This window comes from Promicromonospora sp. NPDC050262, from assembly GCF_040655935.1.
Taxonomy (GTDB): Bacteria; Actinomycetota; Actinomycetes; order Actinomycetales; family Cellulomonadaceae; genus Promicromonospora.
Window position 1 is genome coordinate 310,909 of record NZ_JBFAKX010000003.1, and the last position, 17,099, is coordinate 328,007.

Genomic DNA, 17,099 nt, shown 5'->3' on the forward strand with positions numbered 1-17,099 from the left:
CATGACGCGGACCTCGACGCGCCCTGGCCCCGGGGAATCTCCCGGCAGGCCACGATGCGGATCAGCGACGTCCTGCGTGCCCTGGGCCAGGAGTTCCCCTCCGTCTCGCACTCCAAGCTCCGCTTCCTGGAGGAGCAGGGCCTGATCGAGCCCGTGCGGACACCGTCCGGCTACCGCCAGTACAGCCAGGCCGACGTCGAGCGGCTGCGGTTCGTCCTGACCGAGCAGCGCGACAGCTACATGCCGCTGAAGGTCATCAAGGAGCGCCTGGCGGCGATGGACGCCGACCCCGACTCGGCCGAGCACCCCGCACCACGGCTCGCCGCGAACGGGTCACCGGCGCGCCGCCGCTGGACCGCCCCCGCCGTGGCCGAGGCAGCGGGCGTCACCGAGGAGTTCGTGCAGAGCCTGGCCCAGGCCGGGCTCCTGCCCACGTCGGGCAGCACGTTCGGGCCCGGCGCCGTCGAGGTCGTACGCATCGCGGGAGCGCTCGCCGAGTTCGGCGTCGAGCCCCGCCACCTGCGTACCTTCCGCACCGCAGCCGACCGGCAGGTCACCCTCGTGGACCAGGTCGTCGCCCCGCTGCGCAGCCAGCAGGCCAGCGCGGGCCGCGGCCGCGCCGCGAGCATGGCCGGCGAGATGGCCGAGCTGTTCACCCGCCTGCACACCGCGTGGGTCCGGCAGGGCGTCGAAGACCTCGGCTGAGCCGGAGGCGCAGTGCAGGGTGCGGGCCGGGGGACGAGGCACGCGCCCGGAGCGGAACCGCAGGCTCAGCCGACAACAAGCAGAGGCTGAGCGACGCGACCGTAAGTTTTGCCGTCGGCGCACCCGCCCGTGACCAGGAACTTGACCCGAGCGCGCGACGAGCGGTGGCAGGACGCCGTACGGTGAAAGCGTGAGGCCGGACGACGTGCCGATGGTCCCCGTGGAGATCCTCGGCGTTCGACAGCAGCAACGCGATCAGGAGATCGTCGTGCTGCTGCTGGACAGCGCCGCAGACCTGGCCATCCCGATCGTCATCGGGGCGCGCGAGGCCAGCGCCATCGCCATGGCGCAGGCCGGCCTGGCCACTCCCCGCCCCATGACCCATGACCTGCTGCGCGACGTCCTGGGCGCCGTCGGCGTGGCGCTCGAACGGGTCGAGATCGTCGCCCTGGAGGGCGGCATCTACTTCGCCGAGCTCGTCCTGAGCAACGGCGTGCACCTCGACTCGCGCGCCTCGGACGCGATCGCGCTGGCCGTCCGCACCGGCAGTCCCGTCCTGTGCTCGGCGGAGATCGTCGCCCTGGCCGGCGTCGAGATCGTCGACGTCGACCAGCAGGCGGAGGTCGAACGGTTCCGCGACTTCCTCGACCACGTCACACCCGAGGACTTCTCCGGCCCACCCGGCGGCGGGTCCCAGGGGGGTGGGCGGGCCGGCTGAAACGCGGCTGCACCGCGACACGCCGAGACGTTTCACGGCGCGCATCTTTGAAATCACCTTCGACGCGCCATAGCGTGGTCACGACACCCCAGGAGGCACAGTGAACACCAGCGGTGAGAGAGCCACACGCGCTACGGTCCCGCACGGCGCGCAGGGTCTCCTCTTCGGTGAGGACCTGACGGAACAGGACGCCACGACCGGCTACCGGGGCACCACCGCGTGCCACATCGCCGGGATCACCTACCGGCAGCTCGACTACTGGGCACGCACCGGACTCGTGGAGCCGAGCATCAAGCCCGCCACCGGGTCCGGCACCCACCGGTTGTACAGCTTCCGCGACATCCTCGTGCTCAAGGTGGTCAAACGCCTCCTCGACACCGGCGTCTCCCTCCAGCAGATCCGCACCGCCGTCACGGCCCTCCGGGAACGCGGCGTCGAGGACCTGGCCCAGATCACCCTGATGTCCGACGGCGCCAGCGTCTACGAGTGCACCTCACCGGACGAGGTCGTCGACCTGGTCGCCGGCGGACAAGGCGTCTTCGGCATCGCCGTCGGGCGTGTCTGGCGCGAGATCGAGGGCACCCTGGCCGAGATGCCGACCGAGACCCTGGACCCGGGCGAGCCCGGCGAGGTCCCCGAGGTCGAGGGCGACGAGCTCGCCCAGCGCAGGGCCGCCCGGTCCGCCGTGTGACACCCGACCGAACCGCCCCTTCCTGACCCGCTCCTGACCCTGCCGTCTGGCACGGGGCTGCCACCGCACCCCGACCAGGCGGCCTGCTGTCGTCGCGGCCTGCTCACACACCCGGTCGGGCGTAGCCTGCGAGCATGCAGCTCACCTTCCACGGACACGCGTGTGTCTCCCTCGACCTGGCCGGGGATCGACCCGACGACGCAGGCACGCTCGTCATCGACCCCGGCACCTTCAGCGACAGCGTCACCGCGCTCACGGGCGCCCGGGCGGTCCTGATCACCCATGACCACTTCGACCACGTCGACGCGCCCGCCGTCGTCGACCACCTCACCGCCGCGCCCGACGCCCAGGTATGGGCCACGGGCCCCGCGGCGAGCGCCCTGCGCGAGGCAGGCGCCCCGGCTGACCGGGTCCACGAGGTCACGCCCGGGCAGGTGCTCGACGCCGCGGGCGCGCGGGTCACGGTGGGTGGTGGTGACCACGCACTGATCCACGCCGAGATCCCGCGTGCGGTGAACGTGACCTACCTGGTGGAGGTCGACGGCGGGAGCGTGTACCACCCGGGCGACTCGTTCGACGTGCCTGCGGCGCTGCCCGACGGCGGTCTGGACGTGCTGCTGGTGCCTGTGTCGGCGCCCTGGCTGAAGACGGGGGAGTTCATCGACTTCGCCCGGTCGGTACCGACGCGTGTCGCGGTGCCGATCCACGACGTGTTTCTGTCCGAGATCGGGCACGGCGCCGTGGGGCGGTGGCTGGACACGGCGCGGCTCGGCGGGGACTACACGTACACGCGGCTTGCGGTGGGGGAGTCGCTGGAGGTCTGATCGCCGGAGTGTGTTGCTGTGAGTGGACAACGTCTACTCACAGCATCGGCCGTGCGGAGCGGCCCTTGTCCTGCATACATCATGCCTGTCCGGCGTGGTCCGGTAACCGCGGCTATACGGAATTCCGGAGGTTCCGGAGGAACTCGTCGCGCTCCTCCGTCGTCAGTGGTGTCTTGAAGTCAGGCTCTGTGAAGTCGGCGAGGGCGGTTTCGGCCGGGACGAAAGGAACGCCGCACGCCAGCCACGGGCCGTTTTCTTGATCCGATGCGATGAGCGCCAGGTCCCAGGACCGTTCCGCCCATACCGACCAGCGGCCTGAGCTTCCGACGATGGTGAGGACGTCAGTCGTGAAGGTCAGTGCGCCCGTCGGATCCCCCTGCGGTTCGAAGGCGACCGCGTCGTAGTACGACGCGCCGACGACATGCGCGGCAATCCGGAAAGCGCCGTAGGCGCCGTAGTGCTTGTGGTAGTACGCGCCGCTCGGGTCGAGGGCGGCGACAGTGATGGAGGCGTCGCCGTACGCGTCGGCCAGGGCTTGAAGGACAGGTCCGAACGGTCCTTCGACGGCGTGGCCGTACTGACAGATGTCGATGTTCCCCGGGGTGTTTCGGAAGGGCCACGCGGGTAGCCGGCGTTCGACGTCGATGAGCGCACGAACCTCGTCGAGGATCTGCTCGTATTCGCGGTCGTTCCGCGGAGTTGTCGTGGCGTCGTTCATCCGGTGTACCCCAATCGGATCTCAATGGTGTGCTTGCTCGATCCAGCAGGCGTGAAGTCGGCAGTCCATCCCGGGTAGTTGCTGGAGTTCTTCCGTCGTAGGACGTACTTGGAATCGTCCTTCTGGAGAATCTGCACCTTGCCGTCTGCCGAGGTCCGGGAGATCCAGCCCTGATTCGTCAGTGTGTCGGTGAACTCAGCGTGCGACGCGCTGGTGCCGATATTACGGATCGAGCCGCCCCTGGTGAGGTCGACATAGGTTCGCGAGTCCCCGATCAGGGCTGCAAGGCCCGGGATGTCGTCCGCGTCGCGAGCAGCCGCGTTCTTGGTGAGCAGATGCTCGATGTTGATCGAGCCGCGCTCGTCGGCGGCGGCAGCCGCGAAACGTTGCCGCCGGGCGGCCCACCATGCCGAAGGGTTCGTCAACAGGTCGTCGGCCGTGGTGCGCAGGATGCGGCCCGTGGCGGCGCCCGCGAAGTTGCCCGGCAGGAACGTCAGGGCGACGCCGGCGGTGTCGGCGGCGAGCTGGGCCGGTGTCGCCGTGGCGAAGTAGTCGCGGGTGGCCTGGTTGGGGTTCCGGACGAACGTCGCGATGCCCGCGGACTTGTCCAGGCCCCAGGTCAGGACACCGGAGACACCGAGGGCCAGGCCGAGGGACCCGCCGGACAGGACCACCAGGGCAGCGATGCCCGCACCGATGGCGAGCTGGGTGACCAAGGGCTGGTCGTGCCACCAGTCGGCCAGGGAGTCGAGGACACCGGCGAGCCAGTCGCCGCTGTCGGGGACGGCGTCCGGAGCGGCGTCCGGAGCGGCGTCCGGCTCGGTGGTGGGGTCGGTGGTGGGGTCGAGGCTCGGGAACTCGAAGTCCGGGTCCAGGGACGGGAAGTCGTCCGGATCGAACGTCGGCAGGTCGCTGGGCAGCTCTCCGGGGCCGGGTCCGAGGTCGAAGACGTCGTTGGTCGTGGTCCCGATCTCGCGGGCGGTGGCGGGCGCCGCGGCGAACACGAGCCAGCCCAGCCCGGCGAGGACGACGGCGGCGGCCAGCCTGCGCGCCCAGGGATGGGTGCGCGCGGAGGCGTGCTCGTAGGCGAGCTCACGCAGCGCCCGCTGACCGGAGACGAGCGCGGCACCCCGGGCCGCGGTGACACGGCGCGGCTCCGGGGCGCCCGGTACGCCGCCTGCCGGCGCGAGAGGCTCCTGCACAGGCTGCCGAGCGAAGCCCGCGAGCGCCAGCCCCAGGTCCCGCACCACGACCCAGACCAGCGCCGTGACGGCGCCGAGCACCACCTGGACGGCCGCGGGCGCCGTCGGGGCGGGCCGGGTGACCCAGCCTGGTGCGGGGCGTCCGGTGAGACCTGCGGCGGGACGGGTGGCGAGCCGGGCGGCGTCGACCAGGAGGCACAGGACGACCAGGGTGAGGAAGACCGCGACCCGTCCGTGCCCGTGGCCCAGGAGCGACCAGGGCACGCGGAGCCACCACGGGATGGTCGTGGTGTCCGGGTCGAGCCAGGCGGGGGTGCCGTCGTCGCCGGGCAGGGCGCTGAACAGGTCCTGGCCCGCGTTGTACATCGCGTGGTCGGCGATCGCGGACCACAGGGCCACCACCGGCAGGACGCCGAGGCAGATCCCGGTCAGGCGTCGCCGGGCCTGCCAGGCTGCGAGCGCCAGTCCGAACAGGGCGGTGACCAGGGCGGTGATGATGGCGTGGCCGCCGAACTCGGCGGCGGTCGTGGGTGCCAGGAGGTCGCCGTCGGCGTTCATGGTGCTGGGGATCGGCGGGAGGCCGAAGGTGACGTAGCCGGGCGGGAGGACGACGTCGGTGGGTGACGTCTGGAGGAAGCCGCCGAGGCCGGCGTTGCCGGTGGCGAGCGCGGTGCGGCGCAGGCTCTCCTCGACGGCGAGGAACGCGGTGCCGGACGCGAGGCCGAGCAGGAGCCAGTCGATGGTGGCGAACCGGGCGGCGCGGCGTGGTGCGAGCAGGGTCAGGACGACGACGGGGACGAGCTTGCCGACCTCTTCGACGATGCCCGCGATGGCGATCTCGGCGCCGGCCTCGGACACCCCGAGCACGTCGAGCCGGGCGACCTGGGTGGCGAGCGTGGTGGTCAGGGCGCCGATGCCGACGGACCAGGGGACGCAGGCGGTGAAGAAGCCCAGGTACCCGGACCAGGTCAGGGACGTGGTGCGGGACAGGGCGAACCAGGCGACGACGACCCAGAGGCAGCCGAGGTAGGCGCGCAGGCCCGACCGCAGCTCGGGCAGGAACAGCCACAGTCCGGCGAGCCACAGGAGCGACCCGGCCAGGGCGACCGTGCGGGTCACCGCCCAGGTGCGGGCGAGGCGGGGGTGCGCCGTCAGCCAGCGGGACCGGCGCTCGGCGAGGTGCTGCCACCACTCCCGCGCCTGTTCGTGCTGCGCGGCCTCACGCCGTGAAGGTGCACGAGACGCAGCGCGCAGCACGCCCGGCCCTGCCCCCATGCCGCAACCCCTCGTCCACCCGCCCCGTGCACGTCGGGAGCACGCTATCGGTGCCGGGCGTCCTGGGCGAGGGCTGGCGGGTCTGTCGCGGCGGGGTACTGCGTTACAGCAGGGGTCGCAGCGGGATCAGCAGGTACTCGCCGATCTTGGCCACCGCGCCCCGCTCCTCCCACTGGGCGAGGGTCAGCTCCTGCGCGTTGGACAGGTCCATCGCGAACACGTCCTCCATGCGGGAGGCGAGGCCCGGGTCGACGATCTCGAGGTTGACCTCGTAGTTGCCGGTGAGGCTGAGGCGGTCGATGTTCGCGGTGCCGATGGTGGTCCAGCGGCCGTCGATGGTGGCGGTCTTGGCGTGCACCATGGCGCCCTGGTACAGGAAGATCCGCACGCCGCCGCGCAGCAGGGAGGCGTACTGGCCGCGGGCGAGCCAGTCGGCCACGACGTGGTTGGAGCGGTGCGGCACCAGGACCCGGACGTCGACGCCGCGGGCGGCCGCGGCGAGCAGCGCGGCGTGGATGTCGTGGTCCGGGATGAAGTAGGCCTGGGTGATGTAGACGTGGTGCGTGGCGCGGTCGATCGCGTCGAGGTAGATCCCGCGGATCGGGAACACGAGCTCGGACGGCGCGTTGCGTGCGGCCTTCAGGTGCGGCAGCCAGGTGCCGGAGCCGATGTCGGCCAGGATGGGGTGGCGTGGCTTGCGGTGCCGGTTCCAGAAGTCGACGAACGCGTTGCGCAGCTCCCACACCGACGGGCCCTCCAGCCGTACGTGGGTGTCGCGCCACTGCGTGGCGTACAGGGAGCCGATGTTGTACCCGCCGACGAACCCGATCTCGTCGTCGACCACGAGGATCTTGCGGTGGTCACGCCCGGACTTGCGGACGTTGAGGTAGGCCATGCCGGGGCGCAGCGCGGGGAAGCGCAGCATGTGCACGCTGGGCGGGAAGCGGAAGAACGAGTAGGGCACCACCAGGTTGGCGAAGCCGTCGACGATGACGTAGACGTCGACGCCGCGGGCGGCGGCGTCGATCAGCTCCTGCTTGAACTGCTGCCCCACCTCGTCGTTCTTCCAGATGTACGACTCCAGCATCACGGACTTGCGGGCCCCGCGGACGGCGTCGAGCATCGCCTCGTACAGGTCGGCCCCGTAGGTGTAGACCGTGGTGGCCGTCTCGTCGATGTTCTCGGTGAGCGGCTTCTCCGTGGGGAACTTCGACGTGAGCGGGTGGATGCGCCGTCGGACCATGTCGGTCACGGTCAGCGCGACGGCCGCGCCTACCGGGACGGCGGCCGCGACGATCGCCGCGCGGGTCGCGAGCGAGCGGGCACGCTGCATGAAGTCGGACGGGATGTCCAGCGTGAGCTTCGGAAGGTTGCCGGGGATCTTACGTGAGGCCACCCGCTCACGGTACCCGGTCTCACCTGCTCGGACCTGGGATATCGAACGGGATGACCCCGCCGGGTGCCGCGGAAGCGTCGCGCGGGTGGCGTACGGGTCAGTGGAACGTCGTCGCGTAGTACGACTGGCGGTCCACGGTCTCGACGGTGACGTCCTGCGTGCGCTCGAGGTGGCGGCGCAGGTTGTCGGCGAACCGCAGCGAGTCGTCGTTGAACCGCGACACGTCGTAGGCGCACACGACCCGGTGCTTTGCGAGGTGGCCGACGAGGGCGTCGATCATGTCCATGAATGTGCGCGTCGCGCGCCGCCCGGGGTGCGCGAGCGTGAACCCGATGTACCACAGCGCGCCGCGCGCGGCGTGCTCGGGGTAGCGGGCGGCGAAGAACTCGGGACTGACCCAGGGCACCGCGGCGAGGTCCGTCGCGAGCGTCGTCAGCCCGACCGCGTCCCCCTGGTCGTCGCGTACGAGGAGCTTGGTCACGCGCGGGTCGGCCATCTCCGCGTCGAACTCCTCCCGGTACAGCACGTGGCGGGCAGCGGCCCGGGTGCGCAGCGGCTCGAAGGCGTCGAGGTAGAGGTTCCAGAAGCGCTCGGCGTCGTCGCCCTCCACGACCCGTTCGAAGGTGACGTCAGCGCTCACCGTCGGTCTCCTGCCACCCGGTGCGCCGGAACGTCGCGACCACGACCGCGCACACGGGCAGCGTGACGCAGGTGATGCCCGTGACCCGGCGGCCCTCGGCGCGGTACCGGCCGCCGCGCGTCGCCGAGAGGTCCTCCAGACTGTGCGTGAGGTCGGCCGAGACCTGCTCGTGCGACGGGCCCTCGTGCTCGACGAACAGGCCCGCACCGGTGCCGTCGTCGCGCCGCGACCACGCGACCCCGGCCCAGGCCTCGTGCCCCGGCAGCGACGCGTGCGCCCTCGCGTACACGCAGTACAGGAGGTCGCCGTGGTCGCCGCGCAGCTGCGCGGGGCCCTCGACCTCCACGACCCGGCTGCCGGGCGGGACGATCGAGCTGAGCCGCACGAGGTTGAAGTCGCTCACGCCCGCTGCCGCCAGGGCGGCGTCGAACGCGGCCAGGGGTGTGCGCCCCGATCCGCTGCCCGCGCTCACGCGGATCGTCAGGGGTTGCGTCATGTGTTCCTCACCGAGGGGTTCTGTCCGGGCCGGCCGACGTCGCCGGCCCGGCCCGCCGCGACGTCCAGGAGATCGAGCACCGAGCGCAGCACGGCGTCGGGTGCCGCACGGCCCTTGGTCAGGAAGACGGTGCGGCCCAGGCGGAGGTCCGCCCGGTCGGTCCGGCTGACCTCCGCGCCCGTGTAGACCACCAGCGGCACGCGCCGCAGGCGTCCGTCCCGGCGCAGGTCGGCCACGAGCTCGCGCCCGCTGCCGTCGGGCAGCGTGAGGTCGAGCACGACGAGGTCCGGGTCGGCGCCCTGGCTCAGGGCGTCGCGCGCCGCGTCCACGGAGCTCGCGGTCGTCACCACCAGACCGGCGTTGCGCAGGACGGTCGCCACGACGGTCCGCAGCTCCTCGTGGTCCTCGACCAGCAGGACCCGGCTGTGGTGCGGCTGGCGCCGGATGACGTCCCGGACGGTCTCCACGATGCGGTCGGGGTCCACGGGCTTGACGAGCCAGTCGTCCGCGAGCGCCGCGGTCTCCAGGGCGTCGTGGGGGCGGGTGCCGGACAGGACGACGACAGGGACGTCGGCGGTGGCGGCGGACTGGCGCAGCCGGCTGAGGACCTCGGCGCCGCTGGTGCCGGGCATCGCGAGGTCGAGGACGATCGCGGCGGGGTGCTCGGCCTCGACGGCGGCGAGCGCCGCGCGTCCGTCGGTGAGGCCGATGACGTCGTACCCGCGTTCCTCGAGGACGGTGCGCAGGACGTCGACGACGTACTGGTCGTCGTCGACGACGATGACGCGGGTGGCGGCGTCGTCGGGTGTTCGTCCGGGTGCCTGGGCGGGGCGGGGGGTGGCGCGCCGCAGGGTGAACCGGAAGCTGGAGCCGGTGCCCTCGCCCTGGCTGACGGCCCAGAGCCGGCCGCCGTGGCGTTCGACGATGCTGCGGGCGATGGTCAGGCCGAGTCCTGAGCCGCCGCGTTCGCGGGTGTCGGACGCGTCGACCTGCTCGAAGCGCCGGAAGACGGCTTCGAGCTTGTCGGGCGGGATGCCGCGGCCTTCGTCGTCCACGCGGATCTCGACGAGGTCGCCGACGGGGGCGGCGGTCACGCGGACGGTGCTGTCGGGCGGGGAGAACCGGACGGCGTTGCCGAGCAGGTTGGTCAGTGTCTGCACGATGCGTTCGGGGTCGGCCCGGACGATCTCGGGGGAGGTGATGGGTTCGAGCGTGATCCCGGCGTCGTCGGCGAGGACGGCGACCTGTTCGACGGCGGCGGCGACCAGGGCGTCGACGGGGTGGTCGGCCATCTCGAGCTGGGTGGTGCCGGCTTCGAGGCGTTCGGTGTCCAGGATGTCGTCGACGAGGCGGCCGAGGCGTTCGCTGCTGGTGAGCGCGACGCGGACCATGCGCGCGGCCTGTTCGGGCGAGTCGTCCAGGGCGTCGCTGTCCAGCAGGGAGAGCGCGCCGCGGATGGCGGTGAGCGGGGTGCGCAGCTCGTGGCTGACGACGGACACGAACTCGTCCTTGATCCGTTCCATCTCGCGGCGTTCGGTGACGTCGCGGAAGACGACGACGGCGCCGCGGATGGCCTTGTCGTCGCGCAGTGGGCTGGCAGTGACCTCGACGGGGACCTTCTTGCCGTCGGGGCGGAGGTAGACGTCCTGCTCGGCGGTGACCGTGATGCCGTCGCGCAGGGCCTCGGTGATGTAGCAGCCCTCGGCGGGCAGCGGGCTGCCGTCGTCGGCCGGTGCGTGGAAGGTGGCGTGGGCGTCGCGTCCCACCAGGTCGCCCGCGGAGGCCCCGAGGGTGTAGGCGGCGGCGGTGTTGACGAAGGTGACGTGGCCGTCCGGGTCGACGCCGTAGATGCCGTCGGCGACGGACTCGAGGGTGCGTTCTCGTTCGCTCGCGAGGGAGCGCAGCTGGGTGGTGCGTTCCCGGACGCGTCGTTCGAGGCCGTGGCGCAGTGACTCGTTGTCCACGACGACGAGGATCTGGCGTGCGACGACCGCGACGAGCACGGCGACCCAGAGTGCGTTGGCGACCGCGGGCAGTGCCTGGTTGCCGGTCTGGACGACGCGGACGAGGGCCGCGGCGAGGAACAGGCAGAACGTCACGACGGTGCCGAGCACGGGCGTGCCGGCGTCGGCGCGGCCCGCGACCGGGCTGCCGGACGCGGCGGGGTGGCGGGCGGCGAGCGCGATGGCGATGTAGCCGCCGGCCCAGGCGGCGTCGACGGGGCTGCCGAAGGTGAAGCCGCCCGCGGCGGACAGGAGCGCGAAGGCGACGTCGGCGACGGCGTAGAGCACGAACCCGCCGCCGACGAGCACGAGCGGTACGCGTTCCGCGGTGTTCGAGCGGGTCATGACCTGGACGGCGAGGGTGGCGAGCAGCGCGTCGACCACGGGGAGCGCGTAGGCGGTCAGCGCGGGCTCGGCCTGCGGTGTGTCCGCCTGCAGGGCGAGGGCGAACAGCGCGATGTAGAGCACGGAGCCGCCGACCACGACGCTGTCCAGCAGCATGCGGACGAGCTCCTGGCCGCGCGGGCGGACGGCGGGGAAGAGCGAGAGGCCGACGACGCCGAGCAGCAGGGCCGCGATGTAGGCGGCGTCGCCGGTCTCGGGGTCGCCGACCAGCCCCGAGTAGACGTTGCCGGCCAGGCCGACGACCGCGCCGAGGGACAGCAGGAACCAGGCGCGCCGACGCCGGCCCGTGGACCGGGTCGCGCGCTGCGCGCAGCTGAGGGCCGCGGCGACACCGGCGCCGGCGATCGCCACCATGGAGATCTGCTCGCGCGTCGCCTGGTCCAGAGGGCTCAGGAGAGCGAGGACGAGCAGCACCACTGCGGTGCCGGAGACCCAGCACCAGCGCAGAAACCTGTCTCGTGACTGCGCAGCACCGCGCTGCGACACCATGTGCCAGAGAGTAATTCACCCAGGCCGAACCCGCAGATCAGCGTGGTGCCCGACGACCGGGTCAGCGGCGCCAGCCGAGGAGGTCTGCGATCTGGTCGGGCAGCGTGAGCGGGTCGAACGGCTTGGCCAGCACCCCGGCGACGCCGAGGTCCTCGTACTGCCGCCGCTCCACGGGCTGGACCTTGGCGGTCAGCAGGATCACGGGGACGCTGCGCGTGCGGGGGTCGTCCTGCAGCCGGGCGAACGTGGTCGGTCCGTCCATGGTGGGCATCATGACGTCCAGCAGGACGGCGTCCGGCGGGTCCGCGCTGCACAGGGTGATGGCCTGCGCCCCGTTGGAGGCGACACGCACCGACCACCCCGCGACCGCCTCGAGGCCGGTACGCACGACGTCCCGGATCGCCTCGTCGTCGTCGACGACCAGTATCCGGCGGTTCAACGCCCGACCGCCGTGGCGGCCGTGCCGGATGCCGTCGGACCGAGTGTCCTCACCATGTGCCGTTCGTCCTTCTCGCGGGCTCTCATCGTGCCACGGGTGGTGAGTGCCCGCGCTCCGCCGAAGGGCAGATGACGGCCCACCACCGCGTCGGGGAAGGGTGCCGTGCCTCATTCGATGGCGGCCGCCAGGGGATGCGACCGGATCGCGGCGGCGAGCTCGCCCTCGATGCGGTCGAGGTAGACGCCGGTGGTGGCGATCGACGCGTGCCCGAGCAGCTCGGCGACCACCTTCACGTCCCACCCGTCCGCCACGAGCAGGGTCGCGGTGGTGTGCCGCAGGGCGTGCGGTGTGGCCTCGCGCTGGTAGGGCGCCGGCATGCGCCTCACGGCACGGGCCAGCAGCGCACGGATGGCCTGGGTGTCGATGCGCCGTCCGCGCCACGACAGCAGGAGCGCACGCTGCGCGTCGTCGTCGTGGGGGCGCTTGGCGGCCAGGGTGGGCCGCAGGCGCGTCAGGTAGTCCTCCAGGGCGCGCGCCAGCGGCGGGGACAGGGTCACCGTGCGGGTGTTGCCACCCTTGCCGCGGATGCGCCAGGTCGTGCGTTCGGGCTCCCGCGCGACGTCGTCGACGTCCGTGCGGGCCAGCTCCGACACGCGCGGCCCCAGGACCAGCAGGAGCGCCACCACGAGCCGGTCCCGCAGCGCGAGGTCCTGGTCGGTCCGCGCGGGCGTCTCCGCCGGGCCGGTGGCCAGCAGGCTGCGCGCGGCGCTCGCGGACAGGGCCGTGCGGGCGGTGCGCAGGGTGCCGCGCACCTTGGCGGGCGGCGCCGCCCACTGCATGGGGTCGGCCTGCACCCAGCACTCCCGTGCGGCGTAGGCGAAGAACCGGGTGACCGACTGCCGGAACCGGTTGACGGTCGCGGTGCTGCGCCCGGGCCCGGCCTTGCGGTCCGGGTCGGTGTACCGGGCGTCGGGCGCGGACTGGTACCGCACCAGCACGGAGTCGACGTCGGCACCCGTGACGTCGTCGAGGATCCGCTCGCGGCCCGTCAGGCGCCCGAACTCCGTCACGTCACGCGTGTAGCTGCGCGCCGTGGCGGGGGACAGGACACCGCGGATCGTCTCGACCTCGACCGCCGCCAGGTAGCGGCGGGCGGCTTCGTCGACGGTGATGCGCTCGAGGCGCGGAGGAGCGACCATGACCGCCACCCTAAGCGGGACCACTGACACTCCCGATATGCCGGAATATGCCGCTGACCTGCGACGGGACCACCGCCGCCAGCCGGCGCGGCCTGGACCCGAGCAGGCCCCACGACCCGCGGTCCTCACGAGGCCGCGGCGGCGCGTCACCACCAGCACCACGGCGCACGGCCCCACCACGATGGAGGCTGACGGGAGCGTGGGCGTCGCGGGTCGCGTGTCAGCCCCGCGTGGTTGAATCCGCTCGTGCGAGCGATCCTCTTCGACGAGTTCCAGGGCCCCACCTCCGTCCGAGAGGTCCCCGACGTGACGGCCCCCGACGGCGGCGTCGTCGTCCGCGTCCACGCCACCGGTCTGTGCCTGAGCGACTGGCACGCCTGGGCCGGCCACGACCCCGACATCCCCGCCCTGCCGCACGTCCCGGGCCACGAGCTCGCGGGCACCGTCGCCCAGGTGGGCGCCGGCGTCACCCGGTGGCGCGAGGGCGACCGCGTCACCGTGCCGTTCGTCAGCGGCTGCGGCACCTGCGAGTGGTGCCGCACCGGCCAGGCCCAGGTCTGCCCCGACCAGACCCAGCCCGGCTTCACGCACTGGGGGTCGTACGCCGAGCTCGTCGTGCTCAACGCGGCCGACGCCAACCTCGTCGCCATCCCCGAGGACGTCACGTTCGAGGCGGCCGCGAGCCTCGGCTGCCGGTTCGCCACCGCCTACCGGGCCGTGGCCGGGCGCGCACAGGTCCGCGCAGGGGAGTGGGTGGTGGTCGTCGGCGCGGGCGGTGTCGGGCTCAGCGCCGTCATGATCGCGGTGGCCCGCGGTGCGCACGTCATCGCCGTCGACCGCTCCGCAGGGGCCCTGGACGCCGCCCGCCGCGCCGGGGCCGAACACACCGTGCTGGCCGACGGCCTCGACGTCCCCGCCGTCGTCCACCAGATGACCGACGGCGGCGCCCACGTCGCGGTCGACGCCGTCGGCAGCGAGCAGACCTGCGCCGACGCGATCCTGAGCCTGCGCCGACGCGGCCGCCACGTCCAGGTCGGGCTCTTCCCGCCCGTCGACGGCGGCCCCCGCGTACCGATGGGGCGGGTGATCGGCTGGGAGCTCGACGTGCTCGGCAGCCACGGCATGGCCGCCGTCGACTACCCGGAGATGCTCGACCTCGTCGCCTCCGGCGCGCTACGGCCCCAGGACCTCCTGGACCGCGTCGTCGGCATGGCCGAGGCGGCCGCACTCGTGCCGACGATGGACTCCGCACCCCGTGCCGGGATGGTGGTGCTCGACCCACGGCGGGCGTGACCGGGGCGCTCGCGGCTCGCGGGCTGGCGTGGCTCGTCCAAGCGGCTCGTCCAACTGGCGGGGCTCCGTCAGGCGGCTCCGGCTCAGGTGGCCCAGCGCAGCAGCGCGTCGAGCGGGGCCGGCACCCGGTCCAGGGGGAGCGTCTCGGCGAGGCGGCGGCCGTAGCGTTCCTTGCGGCCGCCCTTGGAGCCGATGAACCGGTGCAGCTGCTGGGTGGTGGTGCGCTCGCGCTGTGCGGGCTGCCCACGGAGCCGCTCGAAGCTGCGCAGCTCGCCTTCCGCCTCGATCAGGGCCAGGAAGCCGTCGGTGCCGACCGCCCGCATGAGCTCGTCCTCGAGGTCCCGGTCGCACCGGAAGAAGCCGTGCTCGGACAGGGGAGTGGTCGCGACCTCAGGGCGGAGGCCGACGCGGTCCAGTCCCTTGATCACGAAGCGCTCCTCGGCGGCGTCGTACAGGCCGCCCACCCGCACGGTGCGATCTGTGTCGGGTGGGCTGACGTCCGGCGGGCCGGCCGCGTGCTCGCGCGCCGGGTGCTCACCGGACAGTGCGACCAGGTGGTGGACGATGTTGGTGATCCCGCCCATGGCGACGACCTGCACGCCGAGGCCGGCGAGGGGGAGGCTCAGCCGTGCGGCGAGGGTCTCGACGGCGACCCGGTCGCTCTCGCCCTCCACGAGCACGGCGGTGCTCGTGGAGGCGGCGAGTATCCCGGCAAGGTTCATCGTCTCGGAGCGTATGCCTCGGCCGCGGGGGATCGCCGCTGAATTCCCGGGGTGCTACCGTGTTGATCTTCGTTGATGTGTGAAGACAGTTGTGTTGCGCTATACACAGTGCTTTAAGTTTCTTGCGCGTCGGATGCCGGTGGGGGCGGGGCTGCCTTGGGCGGGCTGAGGAACCTGCCGACGAAGCGTTCTGCTTGGGCGTGAGACGTCCCATCGGAGATCGACGCGCCGCCGACCGCCGACCGCCGGTCGCACGCGGTGCGGTTGCTGATCTCGTCGCTGATCTCGTCGCCCGATCACCTTCGAGGCCCGACTTTCTTCGCTTTGACGGGGCTCAAAGCGAAGAAAGTCGGGCCTCGAAGGGAGGGGCTGGCCACGGGCGGCTCGGTGGGCCGCCTCAGAGGCTGGTGGTCGCGTTCGGCCGGCCGGTGCCTCGATGCGCCGCGCCTGGGGGTGTGGGTTCCAGGCTGCCTCCGCGCCGAAATGACATAATGTACATTATCGGATCTAGCGAGGATCTGGCACGGTAGGTCCTGGATCTCAGCACATGCACCGATCTCGGCGGCAACTTGTGCGCCGTGCCCAACTGTGTCGGTGCGCCAGGATCCCATCGTCATCCAGCCTCACGACCCCCGCTGGCGGCGTGAGTTCGACACCCGGCGGGTCGCGCTCGAGCCCGTGCTGGCCGGCCGCCTGGTCGCACCCGTCCGGCAAGGCGCCGCTGATCGGCGAGCTCATGGACGATGCCCGTACGTGGCGCGCACCAGAACCTGGCGTTCACCAGGCCCGCTGACATAACGAAGCCCTCGGCGGCACGGGCCACGATTCTCAGGACGGCACCGTTCCCACGACGGCCAGGCTGCCCGTACCGGCACAATCGCCGGGTGACCTCTCAATCCGTCGTCCCTGACCTGGCCGACACGCTCCGCTGTCGTCCCACCGTGCGCCTCGGTGACGACGTCGACCCGGGCTGGCGCGACGCGCTCACCGCATGGGCGCGCTCGCACGGGCTGGAGGTCACCGACGGGGACGCGACCCCCGCGATCACGACGGATCCGGGCCAGGTGGTGAACGCTGCCTGGGTCCACTCCCCCTTCGCGGGCGTCGAGCACCTGGCGCCGGCGTTGCCGGACGACGTGCTCCTGACCCGCACCACCGGCACCATGCCCGGGCGGATCGCCGAGTACGTGCTGACCTGGTCCTCGCCGAACGCTGGCAGGTGGCCCGCTACCTCGCGCAGTCGACGACGGCGACCTGGGACGCGTCGAAGCCACCCGCGTCGCCCGACCGTCGCACAGCCGTCGTGGTGGGCACCGGCGCCATGGGCGCGGCGATCGCCGGGACGCTGGCGACCCTCGGGTACCGCGTCGTCGGCCTGAGCCGGACCGGCCGCCCCGCCCGCGCCTTCGACGCGGTACTCCCCCTCGCCCAGGCGTTCGACGCGACATCACCCGAACCCACGACATCCCGCGCGCCGTCGCCCACCGAACAGGTGTTCGACACCGCGCAGGCGGACGTCCTGGTGCTCGCACTCCCCCACACCCCGCAGACCGACGGCCTGATCACGCCCAGGCTGCTGCGGGCCTTCGAGCGGGTGCACCTGGTCAACATCGGCCGCGGCTCTGCCGTCCGCACCGCCACGCTCCTGGACGCACTCGACTCCGGCCGGGTACGGCACGCCACCCTGGACGTCGTCGAGCGGGAGCCGCTGGAGGCGTCGTCGCCCCTGTGGCGGCGGCCCGACGTCACGATCACGCCCCATGTCTCCGGGCTCACCCTGCCGTCCGACGTCGTGGCCGGCCTGGACGCGGCGCTGACCGCGATCCGGGCAGGTGCGCGTCCGGAGTCGGCGGTCGCCCGGGACCGCGGCTACTGACGGGACTG

Annotated in this window: 15 protein-coding genes; 6 read left to right on the forward strand and 9 right to left on the reverse strand. The window is 72.5% G+C overall.

All coding sequences use genetic code 11. The features are described 5' to 3' along the window. Window positions 1-54: 54 nt before the first annotated feature. From AB0I29_RS06895 to AB0I29_RS06910, 4 genes are all read left to right on the forward strand, one after another. Entirely contained in the window at window positions 55-705 is a 651-nt protein-coding gene (locus tag AB0I29_RS06895; protein ID WP_357479635.1) for a MerR family transcriptional regulator, read from the forward strand. Between the two features lie 211 nt (window positions 706-916). Continuing rightward, window positions 917-1,423, forward strand: a complete 507-nt coding sequence (locus AB0I29_RS06900) for a bifunctional nuclease family protein (protein ID WP_285104865.1) — start codon at window positions 917-919, stop codon at window positions 1,421-1,423. A 100-nt stretch (window positions 1,424-1,523) separates the two neighbouring features. Beyond that, the gene (locus tag AB0I29_RS06905) at window positions 1,524-2,114 is read left to right on the forward strand and encodes a MerR family transcriptional regulator (protein WP_285104722.1); all 591 of its coding nucleotides are present in this window, start codon (window positions 1,524-1,526) and stop codon (window positions 2,112-2,114) included. 134 nt (window positions 2,115-2,248) lie between these two features. Beyond that, entirely contained in the window at window positions 2,249-2,938 is a 690-nt protein-coding gene (locus tag AB0I29_RS06910; protein WP_357479639.1) for an MBL fold metallo-hydrolase, read from the forward strand. Window positions 2,939-3,050: 112 nt separating this feature from the next. On the opposite strand, the gene AB0I29_RS06915 is transcribed toward AB0I29_RS06910, so the two are convergent. The 8 genes from AB0I29_RS06915 to AB0I29_RS06950 form a co-directional block, all read right to left on the reverse strand. Then, window positions 3,051-3,656 (reverse strand): hypothetical protein, encoded by a 606-nt coding sequence (locus tag AB0I29_RS06915; protein WP_357479642.1) that lies wholly within the window; start codon window positions 3,654-3,656, stop codon window positions 3,051-3,053. Then, the gene (locus AB0I29_RS06920; protein ID WP_357479645.1) at window positions 3,653-6,133 is read right to left on the reverse strand and encodes a hypothetical protein; all 2,481 of its coding nucleotides are present in this window, start codon (window positions 6,131-6,133) and stop codon (window positions 3,653-3,655) included. The genes AB0I29_RS06915 and AB0I29_RS06920 overlap by 4 nt, the downstream gene beginning before the upstream one ends. A 103-nt stretch (window positions 6,134-6,236) precedes the next feature. Further along, the gene (locus AB0I29_RS06925; protein ID WP_350224575.1) at window positions 6,237-7,529 is read right to left on the reverse strand and encodes a phospholipase D-like domain-containing protein; all 1,293 of its coding nucleotides are present in this window, start codon (window positions 7,527-7,529) and stop codon (window positions 6,237-6,239) included. Window positions 7,530-7,626: 97 nt separating this feature from the next. Continuing rightward, the gene (locus tag AB0I29_RS06930; RefSeq protein ID WP_357479648.1) at window positions 7,627-8,169 is read right to left on the reverse strand and encodes a hypothetical protein; all 543 of its coding nucleotides are present in this window, start codon (window positions 8,167-8,169) and stop codon (window positions 7,627-7,629) included. Then, window positions 8,159-8,665 carry a pyruvoyl-dependent arginine decarboxylase gene (locus AB0I29_RS06935; RefSeq protein WP_285104730.1) on the reverse strand — a complete coding sequence of 169 codons (507 nt, stop codon included), beginning with the start codon at window positions 8,663-8,665 and terminating at the stop codon, window positions 8,159-8,161. The genes AB0I29_RS06930 and AB0I29_RS06935 overlap by 11 nt, the downstream gene beginning before the upstream one ends. Then, complete coding sequence (locus AB0I29_RS06940) at window positions 8,662-11,562, reverse strand: response regulator (RefSeq protein WP_357479651.1); 2,901 nt, start codon at window positions 11,560-11,562, stop codon at window positions 8,662-8,664. The genes AB0I29_RS06935 and AB0I29_RS06940 overlap by 4 nt, the downstream gene beginning before the upstream one ends. A gap of 61 nt (window positions 11,563-11,623) precedes the next feature. Continuing rightward, entirely contained in the window at window positions 11,624-12,001 is a 378-nt protein-coding gene (locus AB0I29_RS06945; protein WP_285104734.1) for a response regulator, read from the reverse strand. 167 nt (window positions 12,002-12,168) lie between these two features. Next, window positions 12,169-13,200: a tyrosine-type recombinase/integrase gene (locus tag AB0I29_RS06950; protein ID WP_357479656.1), complete on the reverse strand. Its 1,032-nt coding sequence runs from the start codon at window positions 13,198-13,200 to the stop codon at window positions 12,169-12,171. Between the two features lie 246 nt (window positions 13,201-13,446). On the opposite strand from AB0I29_RS06950, the gene AB0I29_RS06955 reads away from it, so the two are divergent. Then, window positions 13,447-14,493 (forward strand): alcohol dehydrogenase catalytic domain-containing protein, encoded by a 1,047-nt coding sequence (locus AB0I29_RS06955; RefSeq protein WP_357479659.1) that lies wholly within the window; start codon window positions 13,447-13,449, stop codon window positions 14,491-14,493. An 83-nt stretch (window positions 14,494-14,576) separates the two neighbouring features. On the opposite strand, the gene AB0I29_RS06960 is transcribed toward AB0I29_RS06955, so the two are convergent. Further along, window positions 14,577-15,215: a TOPRIM nucleotidyl transferase/hydrolase domain-containing protein gene (locus AB0I29_RS06960; RefSeq protein ID WP_357479662.1), complete on the reverse strand. Its 639-nt coding sequence runs from the start codon at window positions 15,213-15,215 to the stop codon at window positions 14,577-14,579. Window positions 15,216-16,206: 991 nt separating this feature from the next. On the opposite strand from AB0I29_RS06960, the gene AB0I29_RS06965 reads away from it, so the two are divergent. Beyond that, window positions 16,207-17,091, forward strand: a complete 885-nt coding sequence (locus AB0I29_RS06965) for an NAD(P)-dependent oxidoreductase (RefSeq protein ID WP_357479665.1) — start codon at window positions 16,207-16,209, stop codon at window positions 17,089-17,091. Window positions 17,092-17,099: the final 8 nt, after the last annotated feature.

Bases quoted from the DNA above. Each gene is read 5' to 3' on its own strand.
- AB0I29_RS06895 (WP_357479635.1), top strand. From the start codon at position 55: ATGCGGATCAGCGACGTCCTGCGTGCCCTGGGCCAGGAGTTCCCCTCC.
- AB0I29_RS06900 (WP_285104865.1), top strand. From the start codon at position 917: ATGGTCCCCGTGGAGATCCTCGGCGTTCGACAGCAGCAACGCGATCAG.
- AB0I29_RS06910 (WP_357479639.1), top strand. From the start codon at position 2,249: ATGCAGCTCACCTTCCACGGACACGCGTGTGTCTCCCTCGACCTGGCC.
- AB0I29_RS06915 (WP_357479642.1), bottom strand. From the start codon at position 3,656: ATGAACGACGCCACGACAACTCCGCGGAACGACCGCGAATACGAGCAG.
- AB0I29_RS06920 (WP_357479645.1), bottom strand. From the start codon at position 6,133: ATGGGGGCAGGGCCGGGCGTGCTGCGCGCTGCGTCTCGTGCACCTTCA.
- AB0I29_RS06935 (WP_285104730.1), bottom strand. From the start codon at position 8,665: ATGACGCAACCCCTGACGATCCGCGTGAGCGCGGGCAGCGGATCGGGG.
- AB0I29_RS06940 (WP_357479651.1), bottom strand. From the start codon at position 11,562: ATGGTGTCGCAGCGCGGTGCTGCGCAGTCACGAGACAGGTTTCTGCGC.
- AB0I29_RS06950 (WP_357479656.1), bottom strand. From the start codon at position 13,200: ATGGTCGCTCCTCCGCGCCTCGAGCGCATCACCGTCGACGAAGCCGCC.
- AB0I29_RS06960 (WP_357479662.1), bottom strand. From the start codon at position 15,215: ATGAACCTTGCCGGGATACTCGCCGCCTCCACGAGCACCGCCGTGCTC.
- AB0I29_RS06965 (WP_357479665.1), top strand. From the start codon at position 16,207: ATGGGCGCGCTCGCACGGGCTGGAGGTCACCGACGGGGACGCGACCCC.